The sequence below is a fragment of the Yoonia sp. R2-816 genome (assembly GCF_046762905.1).
Classification (GTDB): domain Bacteria; phylum Pseudomonadota; class Alphaproteobacteria; order Rhodobacterales; family Rhodobacteraceae; genus Yoonia.
On record NZ_JBKQXN010000207.1, the window covers coordinates 51900 to 72762 of the forward strand.

Genomic DNA, 20863 nt, shown 5'->3' on the forward strand with positions numbered 1-20863 from the left:
GCCCGGATGCATTTGCCTATAGTTATGCGCATAAAAGGCGGCAAACGCCTTCACACAGGCACATAAGGCGGAAAAAATCATGAGCAGTTTCTCAAGGCGCAGTTTTGCGCTTGGCGCATTGGCATCCACAACATTGGCCGCATGCGGCAATGGTATCGGCGGCCCAGGGGCCGCGACGATTGATGCGCGCGTCGATAGCACGTTGAATTTTATGTATAATACTTATCCCGGTACCCGCGATCTGGCGAACCGGGCGGCGGGCATGCTGGTCATGCCGCTGATCACCGAGGCCGGGCTTGGCATCGGTGGCGGCTTCGGGCGCGGTGCGCTGCGGGTTGGGCCATCAACGGTCGATTACTATTCGGCCACATCCGGCAGTGCGGGTCTGCAGATTGGGGCGCAGCAGTTCAGCTCAGTCCTGTTTTTCATGACGGATGAGGCACTTCTGGAGTTCCGCCGCGGTCCGGGCTGGGCCGCCGGGGCTGATATCGAATATGCCGTCAGCGATCAGGGCGACAGCCTGCGGGCGGAGACGACAACCAGCCTCGCGCCCGTGATAGCGGTCAACTTTGCGCAGACCGGCCTGCGGTTGGGCGCGACGCTGGAAGGCATCAAGTACACCCGAATTATTCCCTGACTTTTGAAAGACTTACCATAGCGGCGGCCAGCCTTTTGCGGTCGCCTTCACCCGGGATGGCTGCGTTGGCCTGTGCCAGCGCGTCCTTGGCCAGCACCCTTGCGGCATCGGCAATGGCCGGTGGTGCATGGCGGGCCAAACCGGCGAGGCGCTTCTGTAAAACGATCTGCACTTCGACCTGTGCCGCACCATCGCGGGCCAGCGGTGCAAGCGGTTCCTGCACCAGATCAACCGGATCAAGAACTGGTGCCCACAGGTTCGAATAGTCGGGTGTGTGATCACGGTCGACCCCCGGAGAATACCCCTCGATCAGGCGGGCAATCCGGCCGATCACGTCAATCGCAGTGCCCGGGTCATTGATCCCTGCTGACAATGCCTTCGATCCGACTTCACTCAGCATGATCAGGCAGAAGCGGGGGTCCTGATCAGGCGTGCGCGACGGCCCAATCGTGATCCAGGTCCCGATCTTGCGCGCCAGCCCGTCGCTGCCGCCCGCCATATGTCCAATGACATCACCACGATGTACAAAACGCCCGATTGGCGCCAGAAAATAGACCTGCGCGCCCTCTTCTTCAGCATCGGCAGAGACCTTTTCAAAAAGCACCGCCTGCACATAGCCGGTATCGCGTGCCAGCAGATCAACGGCGCCGGCGGGAATGACCGTATCTGGCGTCAGCGGATTGGCCCCCTGACACGGCCGGTCGGCCAGTTCACGAAAGGCGGTTTCGGCAGCCGTTTCGATGGCAGTCGCCGTCTGTTCCAGACTGCCCCATGTCTGCAGATGCATGATCCAGCGCACGATCATCGCCACGATCAGAGCGATCACTGCTAGCGTCACACCGAACAACACGACAATCTCAGCCTCGCCAAAGAACGGCGTGGACAGCAGGATCAGTGAGGCCAGCGCGTAAATATAGGCGCCGATGAACGTGGCCAGCACCGTTTGCGTCGGCGTGTCGCGCAACAGCATCTGGTGCGCACGCGGGGTCCATTGCCCGGCCACCGCCCGATGAATGGTCACCATCACGCTCAATGAAAAGGTGGTGACCGCCAGCATGGCATTGGCGATGATCGTCAATAGTTCGGTCACGGACTCCGCGCCGACGATTTCGGCAAAACCGTCGGGAATGAAATCACCCAGCACCTTTGCGATCAAAACCGCCAGCAGACAAAGCACGGAAATCAGCAAGACCCGCGTCCACAGATTGCGAGAGGCTGACCGCACCCTACGGCCGAACGTGACAAAAGCCGCTATCACCCTGTTTTTCAATTTCATCGTCCGGGCCTTATTGCTGCGACAGTTCATATGCGACACAAACAGTCGCAAGCGGATAATCGTCCACACGCGCCCATGCGCCATGGTGCAGTGGTAAACTAGGGAATGCGGCAGATGAAGACCACAACGCGCGTAGCAGTCATTGGGGGCGGCGTCGTTGGCGCATCCGTTCTTTATCACCTGACCAAGCTGGGTTGGTCGGACGTGTTGCTGATTGAGCGCTCAGAGTTGACTTCCGGTTCGACATGGCACGCGGCGGGCGGTTTTCACACCCTGAACGGCGATACCAACATGGCTGCCCTGCAAGGCTATACCATCAAGCTTTACAAGGAGTTGGAGGAAATCACCGGCATGTCCTGCGGTCTGCACCATGTTGGTGGTGTGACCCTCGCCGACAATCAGGATCGGTTCGATATGCTGGTCGCGGAACGCGCCAAGCACCGGTATATGGGGCTAGAGACCGAAATCGTCGGCCCCGAAGAAATTGCCAAAATCGCGCCGATCACCAATCTCGATGGGATCGTGGGGGCGCTTTATGACCCGCTTGACGGTCATCTGGATCCGTCAGGGACTACCCATGCCTATGCCAAGGCCGCGCGCATGGGCGGCGCTACCATCGAAACTCATTGCAAGGTGCTCGAAACGAACCAGCGCCCAGACGGCACTTGGGATGTGGTCACCGAAAAGGGCACGATCCACGCCGAACATGTGGTGAATGCTGCAGGCCTCTGGGCTCGCGAAGTGGGGGCGATGGCTGGCATCTACACCCCGCTGCACCCGATGGAACACCAGTATATCGTCACCGACGACATCCCTGAGATCTACGAACGCGACAGCGAACATCCACATGTGATGGACCCGGCCGGTGAAAGCTATCTGCGGCAGGAAGGGCGCGGGCTCTGCATTGGGTTCTACGAAAAGCCCTGCAAACCATGGGCCGTGGACGGCACGCCGTGGGATTTCGGGCATGAACTGCTGCCCGACGATCTGGACAAGGTCGAAGCCTCGATTGAATTCGCCTATAACCGCTTTCCGGTGCTGGCCACAGCCGGAGTCAAATCCGTCATCCACGGCCCGTTCACCTTTGCCCCAGATGGCAACCCGCTGGTCGGTCCGGTGCCGGGTGTGCAGAACTACTGGTCCGCTTGCGGTGTGATGGCAGGCTTCAGTCAAGGCGGCGGCGTTGGCCTCATGCTGGCACAATGGATGATTGAAGGCGAATGCGAACGCGATGTCACAGCGCTTGACGTCGCCCGTTATGGCAAATGGATCACCCCCGGTTACACGCGCCCCAAAGTGATCGAAAACTACCAGAACCGTTTTTCCGTCAGCTACCCAAACGAGGAACTGCCAGCGGCGAGGCCCCACCGAACCACGCCGATGTATGACATCTTCAGCGATCTGGGTGCCGTCTGGGGGCATCAGTTCGGGTTGGAAGTCGCCAACTATTTTGCCCAGGACGGCGACCCGGATTATGAAACACCAACCTTCCGCCGGTCTGATGCATGGAATGCGACAGCACGGGAAGTGGCCGCCGTGCGTGGTGGTGTCGGCATCAACGAGGTGCAGAATTTCGGCAAGTTCAGCGTCACCGGTCCAGGCGCGCGCGCCTGGCTTGACCGGATCATGGCCGGGCGCATCCCCCAACCCGGGCGGATGTCCCTGACCCCGATGCTTTCACCCAAGGGACGGCTTTGGGGGGATTTCACCGTTTCCTGCCTGTCGGACACGGAATTCCAGCTCACCGCCAGCTATGGTGCGCAAGAGGTGCATCACCGCTGGTTCCAACAAAACGCCAGCGCCGATTGCAGGGTCGAAAACATCTCCGACAAACGGACCGGGTTTCAGATTGCCGGATCCAAATCCCGCGACCTGCTGCGCGCCTGCACCCGTGACGATGTGGACGGGATCAGATTTCTGGATGTGCGCCGCATGACGGTTGGTCAGGTTGCCTGCATCGTGCAGCGGGTCAGCTATACCGGTGATCTGGGGTATGAGATTTACTGCGATCCGATGGACCAGCGGCAATTGTGGTGGACATTGTGGAATGCGGGTCAACCGATGGGCATCGCGCCGTTCGGAATGCGGGCGATGATGTCGCTGCGGCTGGACCGGTTCTTTGGCTCTTGGCTATCCGAATTCTCGCCCGACTATACGGCAGCAGAAACAGGCATGGACCGGTTCATCAGCTTCAAGAAGAACGTTGATTTCATCGGGCGGGCGTCGGCCGAAGCGGAGCGGGCCAGCCCCCCTGCCCGCACGCTTGTCAGCTTCGAAGTGGATGCAGACGACGCCGATGTGGTCGCCTATGAACCCGTGTTCATCGACGGCGAGGTCAGGGGTTTTTGCACCTCGGGCGGCTATTCGCATCATGCGGGCAAATCCATTGCCCTCGCATTGGTGCCGCGTGAACATGCCTCCGGCACACTGGAGGCCGAAATCGAAATCATGGGTCAACGCCGCCGGGCCGTGCAGATCACCACCCAGCTGTTCGATCCTGACGGCAGCGCGATGCGCGGATGATCCCGATCGTGATCCTTGCAGGCGGCGGGTCCACTCGGATGCGCGGACGTGACAAGCTGTTGGAAGATGTGGATGGCGAACCGCTGTTGCGCAGGCAGGCCAGACGTGCGCTTGCCGCGGGGCATGCCGTTTTTGTGGCACTTCCCGCTGGCGATCATCCAAGAAAGGATGCTCTGGCTGGTTTGGATTTAACCATATTGACGGTGCCCGAGGCTGCGGAAGGCATGTCCGGCACCATGCGCGGCGCTGTGCAACAGCTCCCTGATTGTGCTGCTTTCATGATGCTGTTGGGCGATCTGGTGGGGATTGAAACCACCGACATTCAGGCGATTTTCCAGGCCCGGAAAGACAGCCCGGATTTTCTGATCTGGCGCGGGGCGACGACTGACGGAAAGCCCGGTCATCCGATCGTCTTCGATGGCACACTCAGGCCGGAATTCGCCAAACTATCGGGAGATGGCGGTGGTGAACCGCTCGTCAAACCGCTGAAATCACAAACCCACCTGACACGTTTCGCCGATGATCGCGCGCGCCTTGACCTTGATACGCCAGAGGACTGGGACAGATGGCGGCGCGGCGTTACTTGAACAGCCGGATCGATTCCACGCTGCGTAAGGCACGGCGCGCGGCACGAAACCGTTTGACACCTTCCTGTGTCGCCAAGGCCGGACAGATCAGGAACAACTCTTCACGCTGCGCCGGAACCACGCCCTTGAGCGAATAATCATTGGGCTGAAAGCTTTCCGTCCACGTCCCGTCCGCCAGCACGATCTGATGCGCCTCAAACATGAAATGCAGATAGGTGATGCCCGGGACGTTGACGACATCAACACCCGGCAGCTTTGTCATGTCCTTCGCGGCCACCAACACCTCTGCCTCGCCAAAATGCTTGCGCGCCACGTCGGACACGACCAGCATCCGGTGCATCGGGGACACCAGCAGGTCACGTTCGGGCAGGTCATTGCCCAGACTGCCCGCCCGGATCAGCACAGGGCGCAAACTCGGCGTCGCCTTCAATTCATCCGCGGTCAGTGAGCGGTGACCAGACCATGTAATGTGCTGAATGCCATGGTCGCGGGTCAGGATACGATCGCCGATTGTCAGCGTCTCTACTGCGCGTTCGCCCTTCGGCGTCGCAATATGGGTACCCGGGGTGAAACATGGAACGATACGCGGATGTGCCACCATCATCTGCGGACTCCTGTCCTTGTTCGCCACAACATGCGATTTGGAATAATTCATGACAATAACTGCCCTACTCGTTGCCCTCACTCATGCCGGGTTCAATTGGCCGCGAGGATGAAAAAATACGCGACCGATACAAACCGGCTGATCGGCGAAAACTTGCCGACCTATTAGTTTATAAACCGTAAATGAATCAAAAACCAAGCGTTGGATCGCGGATTACCACGAAAATCCTTCGCGCGTTCATCACACCCAAAGGATAGCTGGTGCCGATGGAGAGACTCGAACTCTCACGATGTTGCCATCGGGGGATTTTGAATCCCCTGCGTCTACCATTCCGCCACATCGGCCAGTGCGCATGTCCTAATCGGGCGCGCCAACGCCGTCAATCAGGACTTGTGTATTTTTGCCTCTTACAGACGGGTCGCAGCAAAGGTATCGCAGGTCGACAGATCGCCGCTTTCCAGACCGCGGGCAAACCAGCGCTGGCGCTGTTCGCTGGTGCCATGGGTAAAGGTATGCGGGCGCACCGCCTGGCCTGCATTGCGCTGCAAAGTATCATCACCGATCTGGGCCGCCGCATTCATCGCCTCGGCGATATCACCGCGTTCCAGACTGCCAAACTGCTGTTGCGCCGCGCGCGCCCAGATCCCGGAAAAACAATCGGCCTGCAATTCCACCCGAACAGACATGGCATTCGAATCCGCCTCGCTCATCTGCGCACGCAACTGGTTCACCTGCCCCAGTATGCCCAACTCGTTCTGTACATGATGGGCAACTTCATGTGCCACCACGTATGCGGCGGCAAAATCGCCCCCTGCCCCAAGCCGTTGTTCCAATGTGGTAAAGAAATCCGTATCCAGATAGGCCTTACGTTCAGGCGGGCAGTAAAACGGCCCCGTCGCGGCAGAGGCGCCACCACAAGCCGATTGCGTTTGCCCTTTGAACAATACCAGGATTGGCGGCTGGTAGGTTTGCCCCAATTGGCGCTGAAAGATGTCTGACCAGACCTCTTCCGTATCAGCCAGCGTCACCGACACGAACTGGGCCGCGCGTTCATCCGCCGGGGTGATTTCGGCGGACGAGCTGGCTTCGAAACCCCCGCCGCCCAGATCGACAAACTGGCTGGTATCGACGCCAAAGTACCACCCCGCCAATAGGACAAGGACACCGGCCACACCACCGATGCCCCCGGCCCGCCGGGCACCGCCCCCGCGCCTGCGGCGATCTTCGATATTGCTGCTGCCGCGCCGTCCTTGCCATTTCATAATCGATACTCCCCACCATCTGGGACCATCTTATGCGGAATGTTGGCCCAGACAAGCTTGACCCTCGGCGATGGCCATGGCCTAACGGCGCGAAACCACAAAAGGCCCGGCAATGCTGCGCGGACTCTATAACTGGACACTCTCACTTGCGCAGTCGCCTTACGCCCTCTGGGCTTTGGTGGTTGTCGCCTTCATGGAATCGTCGTTTTTTCCCATTCCGCCCGATGTTCTGATGATCCCAATGATCATCGCCCGCCCCTCCCGCGCCTTTCTGATCGCAGGGGTCGCCACGGTTGCATCCGTCGCTGGTGGTATGCTTGGCTATTATATCGGCTATGGCCTGTTTGAGGCCGTGGGCCAGCCGATCCTCGACTTCTATGGAAAAGGCGAGAAATTCGATGAATTCGCAACATCTTACAATGAATACGGCGCCTGGGCCGTGCTGTTTGCCGGGGTCACACCTTTTCCGTTCAAGGTGATCACAATCGCGTCGGGTGTGACGCAGCTGTCGTTGCCTGTTTTCATCATTTCATCCATCATCGCGCGGGCCTTGCGGTTCTTCATTGTGGCCGCGTTGCTTTGGAAATTCGGGGCACCGATCCGCGACTTTATCGAACGGCGGTTGGGGCTCGTCTTTATCATCTTCTGCGTATTGCTGTTGGGCGGTTTTGCACTTGTGGGGCTTCTATGACGCGTAATCTGATGATCCTTCTAGCCGCTGGCGGGTCTGCGGCATTGCTGGGGGGCGCATTCTTCTTCCAACTGATCGGCTATCCGCCCTGCGCGATGTGTCTGTGGCAACGCTGGCCGCATGCGGCGGCGATTGTGATCGGCGCACTGGCACTGGTCATCCCCGGTCGGATCCTACCATTTCTGGGTGCTATCGCAGCGGCCACAACCGGCGGGATCGGCGTATACCACACCGGTGTCGAACGGGACTGGTGGGAAGGCCCGTCAAGCTGCACTGGCGCAGGCGGCGGGCTGGACGGGCTGAGCGGTGCCGACCTGCTCGCTATCGAAGGACCACGTGTCGTGATGTGCGATCAGGTGTCGTGGGAGTTTCTGACCCTGTCCATGGCAAGCTGGAACGCGCTGCTGTCCTTTTGCCTGATGGCCATCTGGATCATCGCCGCGTTGACAAAAGCAGGCTCGTCTCGGACCGCGTGACCCCTTCCAGACGGCGGATCGCAAACAGGACCTGATCAAACGCCTCCAGCGTATCAGCCCCGATCTCGGCGATCAGATCCCAGGTGCCATTGGTCGAATGGACTGCCCGCACTTCCGGAATGGCGGTCAGTCGTTTCATCGCGCGCTCTGCCCCGCGCCCTGCGATTTCGAGCATCATCAGCCCACGCACCGCGTCAGGCCGCACATCCGACCGGGTCAGCACGGTAAATCCCGCAATCTCACCGCCCGCAATCAGCCGATCCAGTCGCGCGCGCAGGGTGCTGCGGGTCACCCCAAGCGTCGCCGCCAAATCCGACAGGGGTGCACGCCCGTTCTGCCGCAATGCGCCAATCAGGCGGCTATCCAGTTCGTCCATTCTTACTATCCAATTCGATCAATTCATCATCATTTTGCACAATTTGTATGCTTACCCTACCCCCTATTTTGGGCAACACTCGCCCCATGACACATAAACATTGCATACTCATCGGTGTGCCCGTGGACTGCGGCAAACGCCGCCGCGGCTGCCTTATGGGCCCGGATGCCTACCGTACCGCCGGCATCGCCGAAGCCATCACACAGCTTGGCCATACGGTCGAAGACATCGGCAACCTGACCCCCAAAGACGTGAACGTTCCAGAGCCGAAAAACCCGCTGGTCCATAAGCTGGCGGAAAATGTCGGCTGGACCCATACGCTGATGGACGCCGCACAGGATGCTGCCACAAAGGGCATGCCGATCTTCATGGGTGGCGATCATGCGTTGGCCGCAGGCACCGTGGCCGGCATGGCGGCCCATGCGCAAAAGATCGGCAAACCCTTCTTTGCACTGTGGCTCGATGCCCATAGTGACATCCACACACCCGAAACAACCGACAGCGGAAATTTGCACGGAACGCCAGTGGGTTACGTCACCGGGCGCGACGGGTTTGATGCCTATCCGCCCCTACCCGCCAAGGTGGATCCTGCGAATATCTGCATGATCGGCCTGCGGTCGGTCGACAGTGCCGAACACGCGATTCTGACCGGTGGTGACGTGATGCTGGTCGACATGCGCCGGATTGACGAGGAAGGGATCAGCGCGCCGCTGCAATCCTTCCTCGACAAGGTGGCAGAGGCCAACGGGATGCTGCATGTCTCGCTCGACGTCGATTTCCTTGACCCTTCCATCGCTCCGGCTGTCGGCACGACCGTCCCCGGCGGGGCCACGGTGCGCGAAGGGCATCTGGTCATGGAAATGCTGTCTGACAGTGGGCTGGTCACATCGCTCGACCTCGTTGAACTCAACCCCTTTCTCGATGATCGCGGGACGACCGCCAACCTGATGGTCGACCTGACCGCATCCCTTCTGGGCCGCCGTGTCTTTGACCGCCCAACACGGAGCAAATCATGAGCCTCAAAGCCTCCAAATTGGCGATGGTGCCCTTTGTCAGCGTCGATAACATGATGCGGCTGGTCCATCATGTGGGCATCGAAACCTTCATGGCCGATCTCGCGCACGCAATTGAACAGGATTTTGCCCGCTGGGAACTGTTCGATAAAACCCCCCGTGTTGGCAGCCATTCCGATGTCGGGGTGATCGAACTGATGCCCACATCTGACGGCGAACTCTATGGGTTCAAATATGTCAACGGCCACCCAAAGAACATGGGCGAAGGGCTGCAAACGGTAACCGCCTTCGGCGTCCTATCAGAGGTCTATTCCGGCTATCCAATCCTGTTTTCTGAAATGACGATCCTGACAGCATTGCGGACCGGTGCCATGTCCGCAGTGGCCACCAAACATCTGGCCGGACCGGATGCCAAGACCATGGCGATGATCGGCAATGGGGCACAGTCCGAATTCCAGTGTCTGGCGATCAAGGCTGTCTGTGGGATCGACACCGTGCGGCTCTATGACATCGACAGTGCCGCCACCGAAAAATGCATGAAGAACCTCGATGGGCTTGGCTTTCACATCACCCCCTGCACCACGCCGGAGGACGCTATCGAAGGCGCTGATGTCATCACCGTCGCCACGGCAGACAAGGATATGCAGACCATCCTGACCGACAACATGGTCGGCGCGGGTGTGCATATCAACGCCATTGGCGGCGACTGCCCCGGCAAGACGGAGCTGCACCGTGATATCGTCGCCCGCTCCTCGGTCTTCGTGGAATACCCCCCGCAAACCCGGATCGAAGGTGAAATTCAGCAGATGGATCCGGACCACCCGGTGACAGAGCTTTGGCAGGTCATCACCGGTGCCGCGAAGGGCCGGCAATCCGCTGGTGAGGTTACCCTTTTCGACGGTGTTGGCTTCGCAATCGAAGACTTCAGCGCGCTGCGCTACGTGCATGACAAGATCAAGGATACGCCGTTCTATATCGACCTCGACCTGATCGCCGACCCTGACGATCCACGCGACCTCTTCGGTATGATCAAGCGGGCTGGTTAATCCTGTGCGCGGCCCCTAATGTTCGACAAGATCATGAGCTTAGGGGAAAAACAGGATGGATTGGGCACGCATTCAAGGCACTGACGGGCAGATACTGACCGGGGTCATCAGCGATGGCGTGTTCCTGCCGCGGGAGGAGCTCGGGTCCGATGAAGGGGCAGGCGATCCCGTTCCGCTTGATCAGGAAAGATTACTGGCCCCTACCGTCCCCGGAAAGTTCATTGGCTTGTGGAACAACTATCATGCGGCAGCGACCCGCAACAAACTGGATATCCCTGAACACCCGTTATGGTTCCTCAAACCCGTCACGTCGCTGGCTGGGCCGGACGCGACCGTCCAAATCCCCGCAGATGTCGGCCGTGTCATCTTTGAAGGCGAATTGGGAATCGTGATCGGACAGGAATGCCGCAACATCAGCGAGGACGAAGCCGAGAACGCAATCCTCGGTTATACCTGCATCAACGATATCACAGCCTTGCAGGTTCTGACGGCTGATCCGTCATTCCCGCAATGGACCCGTGCCAAGGGTTTTGATGGCTTCGGCGTTGTCGGCCCCGTCATTGCGACTGATCTGAACTGGCGCGATCTGACTATCCGGGTCGAAGTCAACGGGCGCGAACGGCAATCCTATCCAGCCGATGACATGATTATGCCGCCCGCGAAGATCGTCAGCAAACTGTCAGAGGATGTGACCCTGATGCCCGGCGACGTGATCGCCTGCGGTACGTCAATCGGGGCGCGTCCCGTGAAGGCCGGGGATCGGGTCGAGGTGATTATCGACGGTATTGGCCGTCTTGGTGTCACAATGGCGGATGACACTTCGGGTTAGGAAGCAAACAGGATCAACGCTGTCTTCAGTGATAGTGGAATTCGCCCGTCACATTGCGCCATTCGCCCGCGCTGATCATCTTGCGATGAACAAACCGGACGGAATGCAGCGGACCGTCCAGCTCTTCCTGCCAAAACCCTATGAATTTCAATAATTTGTCGTGATCTGGGGCAAGGTCGTAATCCTGCCAGATAAAGGTGTTCAGCACATGGGGATGATCGGGCATGTGATAGAACAGTTCGGCCGTGGTCAGACCGTACCCTTTCATCATCAATTCTGCTTCTGACTGCATCGGCACTCCTTCCGTTTCTTATGCTTATTCCAAAATGATTCCCGAATTACAAACTTTGTCAATAAAAACAGCTTGTTAGCAGTCAGCCCGCAAGGCTGCCAACCCGGCATGGCATCCGCCATTGCACCCCACATCAAGTGTCTGATAAGGTCAGCGCAACGAAATATAGCAGTGCCAGTAACAACAGGCGGTCCACGTGAACGATACCCCAGAAACCCCTGAAAATGATGACGAAATGCCGCCAATGCGCCCTGCGTATACCGGCCCTTCGGTCACGATCGAACACGAACTGAAGACCAGCTATCTCGACTACGCGATGAGCGTCATCGTATCGCGCGCAATCCCTGATCTGCGCGACGGCTTAAAACCAGTGCATCGTCGCATCATTTATTCGATGTATGAAAAGGGGATCACCGCCGACAAGTCCTATCGGAAATCTGCGAAATCTGTCGGTGATGTGATGGGCTCCTATCACCCGCACGGCGATAGCGCGATTTATGACGCACTGGTGCGGATGGCCCAGGATTTTTCCATGTCGCTGCCGTTGATCGATGGTCAGGGCAATTTCGGGTCGATGGATGGCGATGGCGCCGCCGCCATGCGCTATACTGAATCCCGGCTCGCCAAAGTCGCGCAATATATGACCGAAGACCTGCCCAAGGACACGGTCGACTTCATGGACAACTACGACGGCAAGGAACGCGAACCCAGTGTCCTGCCGTCGCGCTTCCCCAATATGCTGGTCAATGGCGCTGGCGGTATCGCCGTCGGCATGGCCACCAACATACCGCCTCATAATCTGGGCGAAGTGATCGACGCCACACTCGCCCTGATCGACAATTCGGATATGTCCTCCGAAGACCTGATTGAATACATTCCGGGTCCCGATTTCCCGACCGGTGGGATCATCCTTGGCCGCTCCGGCGCGCGCAAGGCCTATCTCGAAGGGCGCGGTTCCGTCATCGTTCGGGCCAAAACCGAGGTCGAGGAAATCCGCAAGGACCGCTATGCCATTGTAATCAATGAAATTCCCTATCAGGTGAACAAATCGGCAATGATCGACAAGATCGCCGAAGCGGCCCGCGATAAACGGATTGAAGGCATCGCCCATGTGCAGGACGAATCCGACCGCAATGGCGTGAGGGTGGTGGTTGAACTCAAGCGCGACGCCACAGCAGAGGTCGTGCTGAACCAGCTGTTCCGCTTTACCCCGATGCAGACCTATTTCGGCTGCAACATGCTGGCGCTGAACGGTGGCAAGCCCGAACAGCTGACGCTGCGCGCCTTCCTGACGGCTTTTGTGGATTTCCGCGAAGATGTCGTGGCCCGTCGCACGGCATTCGAACTGCGCAAGGCCCGGGAACGTTCGCACATTCTTTGTGGTCTGGCCGTGGCCGTCACCAATATCGACGAAGTTGTCGCGACCATCCGCCAGTCCGCCGACGCCGCGACCGCCCGCGAAAAACTGATGACCCGGCGCTGGCCTGCGGAGTCGATCCTTGAATACATCAAATTGATTGATGATCCGACCCACACGGCCAATGAGGATGGCACCTATAATCTGTCCGAAACGCAAGCACGCGAAATACTGGCGCTGCGCTTGCAGCGCCTGACACAGATTGGCGTCAGAGAAGTCACCGAAGAACTTCAGGAGCTCGCAGGTAAAATCCGCGAATACCTTGAGATCCTCGGCTCCCGCGACCGGATCATGCAGATCATCCGGGATGAGCTGCACGAAGTCCGCGAATTGTTTGCTGTCCCCCGTCGCACCGAAATCGTCGACTGGTCCGGCGACATGGAAGACGAGGACCTGATCGAGAAAGAGGACATGGTCGTCACCGTGACCTCCGGCGGCTACATCAAGCGCACCGCCCTCGCCGATTTCCGCGCGCAGCGCCGCGGTGGCAAAGGCCTGTCATCCATGCAGACCAAGGAAGAGGATGTTGTCACCACCCTCTTTGTCGCCAACACCCATACACAGCTTTTGTTCTTCACAACCGACGGAATGGTCTACAAGCTCAAGACCTGGCGCCTGCCACTCGGCAATCGTACCGCCAAAGGCAAGGCGATCGTCAATATCCTGCCCATCCCGCAGGGTGTCTCGATTGCAGCCATCATGCCTGTCGACCGGCCCGAGGAAGAATGGGACGACCTGCAGGTCGTGTTTGCAACGTCCGCCGGAACTGTGCGGCGTAACGCCCTGTCAGACTTCACAAACGTGAAATCCAACGGTAAGATCGCCATGAAATTCGAAGGCGAGCACGAGGGCACCACGTTGATCAATGCCCGCATCGCATCGAACGACGATGACGTGATGCTGATCACCAGTTCAGGTCGGGCCATCCGTTTCCCAGCGACAGATGTGCGGGTCTTTAACAGCCGTGCATCCGTGGGTGTCCGCGGCATCAGGCTAACCGGCAAGGACGAAGTGGTCAGCATGTCCATCATCCGGCATTTTGAGGCTGACCCAGCCGAACGTGCCGCCTACCTGAAAATGCGCCGTGCCATGGCGGGACTGACCGACGAGGCAGAGAACGAAGATGAAGAGGCCGCGCCAGGCCAGATCAGCCAAGAACGCTACGCCGAAATGTCGGCTGCTGAAAACCTGATCCTGACAATCACCGCCAAAGGATCCGGCAAGCTGTCCTCAAGCCACGACTATCCCGTGCGCGGGCGCGGCGGCATGGGGGTCGCGGCGATGGACAAGGCGATGCGTGGCGGTCCGCTGGTGACATCCTTCCCGGTCGATATCTCGGATCAGATCATGCTTGTCACATCAACCGGCCAGTCCATCCGCGTACCCATCGACGGCATCTCGTTCCGGTCCCGTGGCGCGGGCGGAGTCAAGGTATTCGACACCGGCAAAGGCGAAACCGTGGTCAGCGTGGCCTGGATCGCCGATCAGGGTGAGGAAGAAGAGCCGTAACCGCCACCGCTGGCGCTGGCGCAGACAAAAAAGCCGCACCTTCTCGGGTGCGGCTTTATCATTGACCTACTGTCTCTTGATCAGAACTTGTATGATACCCGGAAGGTGAAAGAGTTAACGTCAAAGTCAACATCGTCAGCTGTTTGAAAGCCGTTTTCGACAACTTCGCCTTCCAGATCGCGTGCGATGTATTCAAAACCGACAATGAGGTTGCGGCTAGCGGCAAAATCGACACCAACGCCAATGCCGAGACCTGATGCTCTGAGTTCGTCATCACCGTCAGTGAAGATAACAGCTGTGGAACTGATCAGTCCGTAGGCAAGAATCTCACCAAACGAATAGCCGATCCGCGCCTTCAAATCGCCTTCGCCATAGGCGACGTCGTTCGCGAACTCGCGATTTTTGAAATCAACGTCGCCAGCTATGCCAATGGCGTATTCGCCACCGAAAACCAGACGCCCGCTTTGCTGCTGATATCCGAGAAACAGGCCACCGGGATAGGCTTGGTCAACCTCAAGTTCACCTATCCCCGAGTCCCCGATTTTTCCTTCCGTGACATTTCCTGCCGAAGCACCAAAGTAAAAGCCGCTCCAGTCTGCTTGCGCCTGCATCGGTGCCAAGGCGAAACCAGCAAGTGTCACTGCTGCCAGTGTCTTCATGATTCTTTTGCCGTTTTTGATATTGCTTGATGGGCGCTTCTAATATGGCCAATGAGACATAATTGCGGCGGTAAGACAGCGATCATGATCGTCATTTCAATGTTCTCATCTGTGTTGCATTCTGGTCGAAAACGAGGCTGGTTCTCGACAATCTGGTTCAACAATGGCGCTGGTCATGCCATCAAACCTGCCCGCAAGAAAGGCGCCAATACTCTTTCAATAAGGACGGAAACACCGTTGGGCATGTCGGCGGCCACCCCATGACCGATCACCCGCCGATAACTGTAAACGCCCCAAATCAGAACAATCCTTGCAAAGCTCCGCCATTGTTGCGGGGCTTTTTGCGGTCTTCCGCCGACCTCGGCAAGACCTTGCCACTCCTTGCGACAAAGATGCATCAGTCAGGTTTTCTGCCACTGCCCCCCGATTGCGCCATTTCCCCTAGGGCAGCATTCCAGATGTATCGCTACCAGCATCCATTAAAGGTTTGGACAATGACAAGAACCAAAATCATTCTCAGCTCCACCGCTGTCGTCGCGCTTGTGACCGGCACGGTTGCGGCTGATGGTGTGCGTTACGCACAATTTAGCTATGACCGAAATAACTATTCTGTCGGTGATGACGACATCAACGCCAACGAACTGGTCGGCGAAATCGAATACCAGGTGGGCGATGTCCTGCTTTCGGGCGCGGTCGAAAACCTCTCGGCGGATCGGGGCGACCTGGATGCAACGACGCGTGAGATCTCGGTCGGGGCTGGATATTTCCTCTCACCCGACATTCTGATCGGGGCCGAAATCGGCAATGTTGAGACCGATACAGCGGACGCCACTGTCGCCGGTGCGTTCGCCCAATACCGGACAGATCAATTTGGCGTCGGGCTGAGCATCCGGCAGGACCTCGATGCAGAGGAAACCCTGTATCTGGGTGTCGCCACGTTCGAAGTATCGCCAGGGATCGACCTCGGCATCGGTCTGAGCAGCAACACCGCCAATGACAGCACAGGCTACGTCATTTCGGCAGATTACGAACAGGGCCCCATCGACGCACGCGTCTACTTTGCGGGCAATTCCGAAGATGATGCCAGCACCATCGGTGCGCGCGGGGCTTACGAATTCGGCAGCGCTTTCCGCGGTACAGCCGCTTTCGAAAACGTGTCCGGCGGGCTGGTCGACTACACCAGTTTCAAGATCGGGGCCGGATATGAGATTGCGGATGGGGCATGGATTGACGCATCCATCGGCCAGATTGATCCCAGCAATGGTGAAACTGTCGACACTTTGAGCCTTTCGATCTCGTTCGAAACTGGCGGGCCCACACGTCTGGACCGCGAATTCGCTCGCGACCTGCGCGGGGATGCCAATGCAGGCAGCGGCCAGTTCCGAAATGCGCTTGGTGCGCTGCCAATCGCCACACCCTAACCAATCAGGGCCCGCGCCACCTGCGCGGGCCTTTTCATTCCCCGGCACAGGACCTAAATGTGCCCTCATGGAAAAAACACTCAACATCATTGGCGGCGGCATGGCCGGGTCCGAAGCTGCGTGGCAGGCGGCCAATGCGGGCCTGAACGTGACGATCCACGAAATGCGCCCCAAAGTGGGCACCTTCGCCCATCGGACCGGCAATCTGGGCGAAATGGTGTGTTCGAACTCCTTCCGCTCTGACGATCATGAACAAAACGCCGTAGGCTTGCTGCATTGGGAAATGATGCAGGCCAACGGACTGATCATGCAAACCGCCTACCGGCACCGGCTGCCTGCGGGCGGCGCGCTGGCCGTTGACCGTGATCCATTTGCCGAAAGTGTGACAGCCGCGCTCACCGCACACCCGAACATCACCATTTCCCACGATGAAATCACGACGCTCCCCGATGACGGTCACTGGATCATCGCCACGGGACCATTGACATCCGGTGCACTGGCTGAGGCGATCCAGACGGAAACAGGGGCCGAGGCGCTCGCCTTTTTCGATGCCATCGCCCCCATCGTCTATGCCGACAGCGTCAATATGGACGTGGCCTGGATGCAGTCGCGCTATGACAAGGGCGAGACCGAGGAAGAGCGCACCGCCTACCTCAACTGCCCGATGACACGCGACCAGTACGAAGCTTTCATCGACGCATTGCTGGCCGCTGAAAAGACGGTATTCAAGGAAGGCGAAACCGCCGGTTACTTCGACGGCTGCCTGCCGATCGAGGTCATGGCCGAACGCGGGCGCGAAACCCTGCGCTTTGGCCCAATGAAACCGGTTGGCCTAACCAACGACCATGATCCGCAAAACAAACCCTACGCCGTTGTCCAGTTGCGCCGCGACAATGCACTTGGCACGCTGTTCAATATCGTGGGCTTCCAGACCAAGATGAAATACGGCGCGCAAAAGGCTGTTTTCAAAATGATCCCCGGGCTTGAGAATGCTGAATTCGCCCGCCTCGGCGGTATCCACCGCAACACCTTTATCAACTCTCCCACGCTGCTCGATAACCAGATGCGTCTGCGGTCGCGGCCCAACATCCGCTTTGCCGGCCAGATCACCGGGGTCGAAGGCTATGTCGAAAGCACCGCGATGGGCCTGCTTGCGGGTCGCATGGCCGTGGCAGAAATGACCGGCCAGACCTTGGACCCGGTGCCGAATACGACCGCGATGGGCGCGCTTGTCACTCACATCACCGGCGGGGCTGATGCCAAGACATTTCAGCCCATGAACGTCAATTTCGGTCTCTTCCCACCGCTGGACGGTGTCAAGGGCGGGCGACGCAACCGCAAGGACCGCTACAAGGCCTATACTGACCGGGCCAAATCCGACTGGCAGGCGTGGCTGGGTCAAATGGCGCTGGACGCCGCCTGAACTGCCGCGTTAGCCTGACCCATGGCTGAAAAGAAGGACCCGCTGCGCCCCGATCTCTGGACACCGCGCCCGGTGGAAGAAACCATCGCCGTTTACGCAAACTGGGCTGCGACCTATGACGCCGATATCACCGCGCGCGGGTATCATACCCCTGCCCGGATCGCCGCTGCGCTGAAAACGCATGCGACGCCTGACACTACCATTCTGGATTTTGGCTGCGGCACCGGTTTCTCCGGACAAATCCTGCGCGAAGCGGGCTTCGGCACACTGCACGGCACCGACGTCACCGCAGAGATGCTTGAAAAGGCCACCGAACGCGGCGTCTACGCCAAGACCTGGCTCTCGCAACCCGGCGAACTCAGCTTCGGGCGTGGCGCTTACCCGGTGATCGTCGCGGCAGGCGTCGTTAGCCTCGGGGCCGCGCCACCCGAAACGCTGGGCGCGCTTGTGGGGAAACTCAACACAGGTGGCCTCTTGGCGCTATCCTACAACGATCCAACCCTTGTAGACGCCAGGTATGCAGAGACGCTCAGCACGGAAATCGGCGCGGGTCGGGCCGAGGTCATTTTTCGCGAACACGGGCCCCACCTGGATGACATGGACATGGGTTCAGACATCATCATCCTGCGACGGCGATGATCACCCGCTTTGCGCCATCGCCCACCGGGCCGTTGCATCTGGGACATGCCTATTCCGCGATGCTGGCCTATGACATGGCCATGGCGGCCGGTGGAACATTCATCTTGCGCATGGATGATATCGACCGTGTCCGCTCAAAGGCGGAATTCGAGCAACAAGCCATCAACGATTTGCACTGGCTGGGGCTGTCTTGGCCGGAACCAATCATGAAGCAATCGCGGTCCGAACCCCGTTTTCGGGCCAATATCCAAAAACTTGCCGCGATGGGTCTGCTCTACCCCTGCTCCTGCAGCCGGACCGACATCGAAAACGCGGCCAGCGCCCCCCAAGAGGGCGTGCCGACACATGGCCCCGATGGACGCATCTATCCCGGCACCTGCCGACATCGGACGATGGCAGACTTCAGGGAGGGCGATGCGATCCGCTTGCATATGGAAGAAGCGGTCGATCAGGCCGCGCCCCTGCCGAGTTACAAGGAAACCGGCGAAAAGCATCGCGGCACGCTGCAACTGGACGCTGGCGACCTGATGACATCAATCGGTGATGTCGCCGTGGCGCGGCGCGGCATGGCCGCCGCCTATCATATTGCCGTGGTCGTCGATGACCATGCACAGGGCATCACCCATGTGATCCGGGGCGAAGACCTGTTCGATGCTACCCGCATCCATGTGCTGCTTTATCACCTGCTGGGTTTGCCGATCCCGATTTACCATCACCACAAATTGATCCGCGACGAGAACGGCAAGCGTTTGGCGAAACGCGACGACGCCCGCGCGATCGCCAAATACCGGGCCGAGGGTGCCACGCCCAATGACATCAGGCAGATGGTGGGTCTTCCGGCAGTTTGACCACTTCAATCTCTTCACCATTGCGCACGGCTGTATAGAAACATGTCCGGCGGCCGGTATGGCAGGCCGGCCCCGCCTGTTGCACCTCGATCAACAGACAATCGCGGTCGCAATCCACCTTGAAATCCACCAGCGCCTGCGTATTCCCGCTGGTCACCCCCTTCACCCAGAATTCCTGCCGAGACCGCGACCAATAGGTCACCTGCCCTGTCTCCAGTGTCCGCGCGACAGCCTCTGCATTCATCCAGGCCATCATCAGCACTTCACCTGATGCGGCATCCTGCGCAATCGCCGGGATCAGACCTGCGTCATTATACTTCAGACTGGCGGGATCGAAGGGCATGTCAAAAACCTTTGCATCAGGATCGGTCCGGACTATCTAAAGAGGACCGTGAGGAAGAGCAAACGCGATGTCAGCTGAAACAGACATGATCAAACTCTATTCCGGCAGGATTCTTGCCCTGGCCGCCGACATGCCGCGCACCGAACGGCTCGCGCAGCCCTCTGCCACGGCCAAGAAACGGTCCCCCCTTTGTGGATCAACCGTCACTGTCGATATCGTCTTGGAAGACGGCGTGATCACGGACTATGCCCAGGACGTCAAGGCCTGTGCCTTGGGCCAAGCCGCCGCTGCCGTCGTTGGCGGCAGCATCGTAGGCACAACGCCCGCGCAGGTGCAGCAAGGGCGTGATGAGCTTTACGCCATGTTGAAATCTGACGGCCCTGTGCCCACCGCCCCTTTCGACGGGCTTGAGGTCCTGCAACCTGCCAAGGATTACAAAAACCGGCATGCATCGATCCTGCTGGCTTTTGATGCCACGCTAGACGCATTGGAAACCGCCAAAGCCACCGCCTGAGCAGGCAATTTCTGTCACAGAAATTGCGGCCAAATCCTCTTCCGAGGATTTGAACTCAGACTTTTCGTCACGAAAAGTCTCCCCCCTTCAAAGAAAAAACCGCCGCACATCCGGGACAGGATGGCGGCGGCAGTTTAAGCGACAGGTCCGGTCCGGCGTTCCAGCGGGGGAGGCAAAACCCCTTTTTGGACTCAGACAGGCAGGTCATCAGACATTGCATTCTTGGGACAGGGCAATGTGATGGATCGGACGGCAATCGCCAGGGAGGTCAGATCAGCCCGGGCAAGGACAATCCGACAAACAACATGATCATCAGGGCCACGACACCAAGTGCATCAGCCAAAAGCGTCTCGCGGGACCGGACGATGATGGATTTGATCTCTTGGGCCATACTGTGTTCCTTACATTCTGTTGCTACTTTGTTCTCACATCATTAACCTTGTGTAAAGAACTTTTTAGGAACATTCGTGAACATTTT

22 protein-coding genes and 1 tRNA gene are annotated in these 20863 nt (G+C 58.6%); 14 read left to right on the forward strand and 9 right to left on the reverse strand.

Going from position 1 to position 20863, the window contains the following annotated elements:
- Positions 1-79: 79 nt before the first annotated feature.
- Complete coding sequence (locus ACFWW2_RS12520; protein ID WP_393928414.1) at positions 80-637, forward strand: YSC84-related protein; 558 nt, start codon at positions 80-82, stop codon at positions 635-637.
- Here ACFWW2_RS12520 and ACFWW2_RS12525 read toward each other — a convergent pair.
- Complete coding sequence (locus tag ACFWW2_RS12525) at positions 627-1913, reverse strand: DUF2254 domain-containing protein (protein WP_393928415.1); 1287 nt, start codon at positions 1911-1913, stop codon at positions 627-629. The two genes, ACFWW2_RS12520 and ACFWW2_RS12525, sit on opposite strands and share 11 nt — an antisense overlap.
- A gap of 114 nt (positions 1914-2027) precedes the next feature.
- Here ACFWW2_RS12525 and ACFWW2_RS12530 point away from each other — a divergent pair, with 114 nt between their 5' ends.
- Positions 2028-4436: an FAD-dependent oxidoreductase gene (locus ACFWW2_RS12530; RefSeq protein ID WP_393928416.1), complete on the forward strand. Its 2409-nt coding sequence runs from the start codon at positions 2028-2030 to the stop codon at positions 4434-4436.
- Entirely contained in the window at positions 4433-5023 is a 591-nt protein-coding gene (locus ACFWW2_RS12535) for an NTP transferase domain-containing protein (RefSeq protein ID WP_393928417.1), read from the forward strand. The genes ACFWW2_RS12530 and ACFWW2_RS12535 overlap by 4 nt, the downstream gene beginning before the upstream one ends.
- Here the strand turns inward: ACFWW2_RS12535 and ACFWW2_RS12540 are convergent.
- The 3 genes from ACFWW2_RS12540 to ACFWW2_RS12550 form a co-directional block, all read right to left on the reverse strand.
- Positions 5016-5627: a Hint domain-containing protein gene (locus ACFWW2_RS12540; RefSeq protein ID WP_393928418.1), complete on the reverse strand. Its 612-nt coding sequence runs from the start codon at positions 5625-5627 to the stop codon at positions 5016-5018. The genes ACFWW2_RS12535 and ACFWW2_RS12540 overlap by 8 nt on opposite strands.
- 258 nt (positions 5628-5885) lie before the next feature.
- A tRNA-Leu gene (locus tag ACFWW2_RS12545) sits at positions 5886-5971 on the reverse strand.
- 63 nt (positions 5972-6034) lie between these two features.
- Positions 6035-6889, reverse strand: coding sequence for a neutral zinc metallopeptidase (locus tag ACFWW2_RS12550; protein ID WP_393928419.1), 855 nt, complete (start codon positions 6887-6889; stop codon positions 6035-6037).
- A gap of 112 nt (positions 6890-7001) precedes the next feature.
- Between ACFWW2_RS12550 and ACFWW2_RS12555 the strand changes: the two genes are divergently transcribed.
- Together ACFWW2_RS12555 and ACFWW2_RS12560 are read left to right on the forward strand one after the other, a co-directional pair.
- Positions 7002-7580 (forward strand): YqaA family protein, encoded by a 579-nt coding sequence (locus ACFWW2_RS12555; RefSeq protein ID WP_393928420.1) that lies wholly within the window; start codon positions 7002-7004, stop codon positions 7578-7580.
- A complete protein-coding gene (locus ACFWW2_RS12560) occupies positions 7577-8056 on the forward strand; it encodes a disulfide bond formation protein B (protein WP_393928421.1) in 480 nt (159 codons plus the stop codon). Before ACFWW2_RS12555 ends, ACFWW2_RS12560 begins: the two co-directional genes overlap by 4 nt.
- Here ACFWW2_RS12560 and ACFWW2_RS12565 read toward each other — a convergent pair.
- The gene (locus ACFWW2_RS12565) at positions 8013-8432 is read right to left on the reverse strand and encodes an Lrp/AsnC family transcriptional regulator (RefSeq protein WP_393928422.1); all 420 of its coding nucleotides are present in this window, start codon (positions 8430-8432) and stop codon (positions 8013-8015) included. The genes ACFWW2_RS12560 and ACFWW2_RS12565 overlap by 44 nt on opposite strands.
- Positions 8433-8518: 86 nt before the next feature.
- Here ACFWW2_RS12565 and rocF point away from each other — a divergent pair, with 86 nt between their 5' ends.
- Genes rocF through ACFWW2_RS12580 form a run of 3 tightly spaced genes read left to right on the forward strand, consistent with a single transcriptional unit; the run spans position 8519 to position 11320 of the window.
- Complete coding sequence (gene rocF / locus ACFWW2_RS12570; RefSeq protein ID WP_393928423.1) at positions 8519-9448, forward strand: arginase; 930 nt, start codon at positions 8519-8521, stop codon at positions 9446-9448.
- Positions 9445-10491 carry an ornithine cyclodeaminase gene (locus ACFWW2_RS12575; protein WP_393928424.1) on the forward strand — a complete coding sequence of 349 codons (1047 nt, stop codon included), beginning with the start codon at positions 9445-9447 and terminating at the stop codon, positions 10489-10491. Before rocF ends, ACFWW2_RS12575 begins: the two co-directional genes overlap by 4 nt.
- Positions 10492-10546: 55 nt before the next feature.
- Positions 10547-11320 carry a fumarylacetoacetate hydrolase family protein gene (locus tag ACFWW2_RS12580; RefSeq protein WP_393928425.1) on the forward strand — a complete coding sequence of 258 codons (774 nt, stop codon included), beginning with the start codon at positions 10547-10549 and terminating at the stop codon, positions 11318-11320.
- Positions 11321-11345: 25 nt separating this feature from the next.
- Here ACFWW2_RS12580 and ACFWW2_RS12585 read toward each other — a convergent pair whose 3' ends face one another.
- Complete coding sequence (locus ACFWW2_RS12585) at positions 11346-11612, reverse strand: usg protein (RefSeq protein WP_393928426.1); 267 nt, start codon at positions 11610-11612, stop codon at positions 11346-11348.
- 196 nt (positions 11613-11808) lie between these two features.
- Between ACFWW2_RS12585 and gyrA the strand changes: the two genes are divergently transcribed.
- On the forward strand, positions 11809-14538 hold the full coding sequence (gene gyrA, locus ACFWW2_RS12590; RefSeq protein ID WP_393928427.1) for a DNA gyrase subunit A: 2730 nt from the start codon (positions 11809-11811) through the stop codon (positions 14536-14538).
- A gap of 80 nt (positions 14539-14618) precedes the next feature.
- Here gyrA and ACFWW2_RS12595 read toward each other — a convergent pair whose 3' ends face one another.
- Positions 14619-15197: an outer membrane protein gene (locus ACFWW2_RS12595; protein WP_393928428.1), complete on the reverse strand. Its 579-nt coding sequence runs from the start codon at positions 15195-15197 to the stop codon at positions 14619-14621.
- Between the two features lie 494 nt (positions 15198-15691).
- On the opposite strand from ACFWW2_RS12595, the gene ACFWW2_RS12600 reads away from it, so the two are divergent.
- From ACFWW2_RS12600 to gluQRS, 4 genes are all read left to right on the forward strand, one after another.
- On the forward strand, positions 15692-16618 hold the full coding sequence (locus ACFWW2_RS12600; protein WP_393928429.1) for a porin: 927 nt from the start codon (positions 15692-15694) through the stop codon (positions 16616-16618).
- Positions 16619-16685: 67 nt separating this feature from the next.
- On the forward strand, positions 16686-18041 hold the full coding sequence (gene trmFO, locus ACFWW2_RS12605; protein WP_393928430.1) for a methylenetetrahydrofolate--tRNA-(uracil(54)-C(5))-methyltransferase (FADH(2)-oxidizing) TrmFO: 1356 nt from the start codon (positions 16686-16688) through the stop codon (positions 18039-18041).
- A gap of 21 nt (positions 18042-18062) precedes the next feature.
- Positions 18063-18680 carry a class I SAM-dependent DNA methyltransferase gene (locus ACFWW2_RS12610; RefSeq protein WP_393928431.1) on the forward strand — a complete coding sequence of 206 codons (618 nt, stop codon included), beginning with the start codon at positions 18063-18065 and terminating at the stop codon, positions 18678-18680.
- Positions 18677-19528 (forward strand): tRNA glutamyl-Q(34) synthetase GluQRS, encoded by an 852-nt coding sequence (gluQRS, locus tag ACFWW2_RS12615; RefSeq protein ID WP_393928432.1) that lies wholly within the window; start codon positions 18677-18679, stop codon positions 19526-19528. Before ACFWW2_RS12610 ends, gluQRS begins: the two co-directional genes overlap by 4 nt.
- On the opposite strand, the gene hisI is transcribed toward gluQRS, so the two are convergent.
- Positions 19497-19871 (reverse strand): phosphoribosyl-AMP cyclohydrolase, encoded by a 375-nt coding sequence (gene hisI / locus ACFWW2_RS12620; protein WP_393928433.1) that lies wholly within the window; start codon positions 19869-19871, stop codon positions 19497-19499. The genes gluQRS and hisI overlap by 32 nt on opposite strands.
- A 67-nt stretch (positions 19872-19938) precedes the next feature.
- On the opposite strand from hisI, the gene ACFWW2_RS12625 reads away from it, so the two are divergent.
- Positions 19939-20385 carry an iron-sulfur cluster assembly scaffold protein gene (locus ACFWW2_RS12625; protein ID WP_393928434.1) on the forward strand — a complete coding sequence of 149 codons (447 nt, stop codon included), beginning with the start codon at positions 19939-19941 and terminating at the stop codon, positions 20383-20385.
- Between the two features lie 268 nt (positions 20386-20653).
- On the opposite strand, the gene ACFWW2_RS12630 is transcribed toward ACFWW2_RS12625, so the two are convergent.
- Entirely contained in the window at positions 20654-20776 is a 123-nt protein-coding gene (locus ACFWW2_RS12630; protein WP_393928435.1) for a hypothetical protein, read from the reverse strand.
- Positions 20777-20863 lie beyond the last annotated feature (87 nt).

What these genes read in the sequence shown, in the direction of transcription:
- ACFWW2_RS12520 (WP_393928414.1), top strand. Translation starts at nt 80, where the DNA reads ATGAGCAGTTTCTCAAGGCGCAGTTTTGCGCTTGGCGCATTGGCATCC.
- ACFWW2_RS12525 (WP_393928415.1), bottom strand. Translation starts at nt 1,913, where the DNA reads ATGAAATTGAAAAACAGGGTGATAGCGGCTTTTGTCACGTTCGGCCGT.
- ACFWW2_RS12530 (WP_393928416.1), top strand. Translation starts at nt 2,028, where the DNA reads ATGAAGACCACAACGCGCGTAGCAGTCATTGGGGGCGGCGTCGTTGGC.
- ACFWW2_RS12535 (WP_393928417.1), top strand. Translation starts at nt 4,433, where the DNA reads ATGATCCCGATCGTGATCCTTGCAGGCGGCGGGTCCACTCGGATGCGC.
- ACFWW2_RS12540 (WP_393928418.1), bottom strand. Translation starts at nt 5,627, where the DNA reads ATGATGGTGGCACATCCGCGTATCGTTCCATGTTTCACCCCGGGTACC.
- ACFWW2_RS12550 (WP_393928419.1), bottom strand. Translation starts at nt 6,889, where the DNA reads ATGAAATGGCAAGGACGGCGCGGCAGCAGCAATATCGAAGATCGCCGC.
- ACFWW2_RS12555 (WP_393928420.1), top strand. Translation starts at nt 7,002, where the DNA reads ATGCTGCGCGGACTCTATAACTGGACACTCTCACTTGCGCAGTCGCCT.
- ACFWW2_RS12560 (WP_393928421.1), top strand. Translation starts at nt 7,577, where the DNA reads ATGACGCGTAATCTGATGATCCTTCTAGCCGCTGGCGGGTCTGCGGCA.
- ACFWW2_RS12565 (WP_393928422.1), bottom strand. Translation starts at nt 8,432, where the DNA reads ATGGACGAACTGGATAGCCGCCTGATTGGCGCATTGCGGCAGAACGGG.
- rocF (WP_393928423.1), top strand. Translation starts at nt 8,519, where the DNA reads ATGACACATAAACATTGCATACTCATCGGTGTGCCCGTGGACTGCGGC.
- ACFWW2_RS12575 (WP_393928424.1), top strand. Translation starts at nt 9,445, where the DNA reads ATGAGCCTCAAAGCCTCCAAATTGGCGATGGTGCCCTTTGTCAGCGTC.
- ACFWW2_RS12580 (WP_393928425.1), top strand. Translation starts at nt 10,547, where the DNA reads ATGGATTGGGCACGCATTCAAGGCACTGACGGGCAGATACTGACCGGG.
- ACFWW2_RS12585 (WP_393928426.1), bottom strand. Translation starts at nt 11,612, where the DNA reads ATGCAGTCAGAAGCAGAATTGATGATGAAAGGGTACGGTCTGACCACG.
- ACFWW2_RS12595 (WP_393928428.1), bottom strand. Translation starts at nt 15,197, where the DNA reads ATGAAGACACTGGCAGCAGTGACACTTGCTGGTTTCGCCTTGGCACCG.
- ACFWW2_RS12600 (WP_393928429.1), top strand. Translation starts at nt 15,692, where the DNA reads ATGACAAGAACCAAAATCATTCTCAGCTCCACCGCTGTCGTCGCGCTT.
- trmFO (WP_393928430.1), top strand. Translation starts at nt 16,686, where the DNA reads ATGGAAAAAACACTCAACATCATTGGCGGCGGCATGGCCGGGTCCGAA.
- ACFWW2_RS12610 (WP_393928431.1), top strand. Translation starts at nt 18,063, where the DNA reads ATGGCTGAAAAGAAGGACCCGCTGCGCCCCGATCTCTGGACACCGCGC.
- gluQRS (WP_393928432.1), top strand. Translation starts at nt 18,677, where the DNA reads ATGATCACCCGCTTTGCGCCATCGCCCACCGGGCCGTTGCATCTGGGA.
- hisI (WP_393928433.1), bottom strand. Translation starts at nt 19,871, where the DNA reads ATGCCCTTCGATCCCGCCAGTCTGAAGTATAATGACGCAGGTCTGATC.
- ACFWW2_RS12625 (WP_393928434.1), top strand. Translation starts at nt 19,939, where the DNA reads ATGTCAGCTGAAACAGACATGATCAAACTCTATTCCGGCAGGATTCTT.
- ACFWW2_RS12630 (WP_393928435.1), bottom strand. Translation starts at nt 20,776, where the DNA reads ATGGCCCAAGAGATCAAATCCATCATCGTCCGGTCCCGCGAGACGCTT.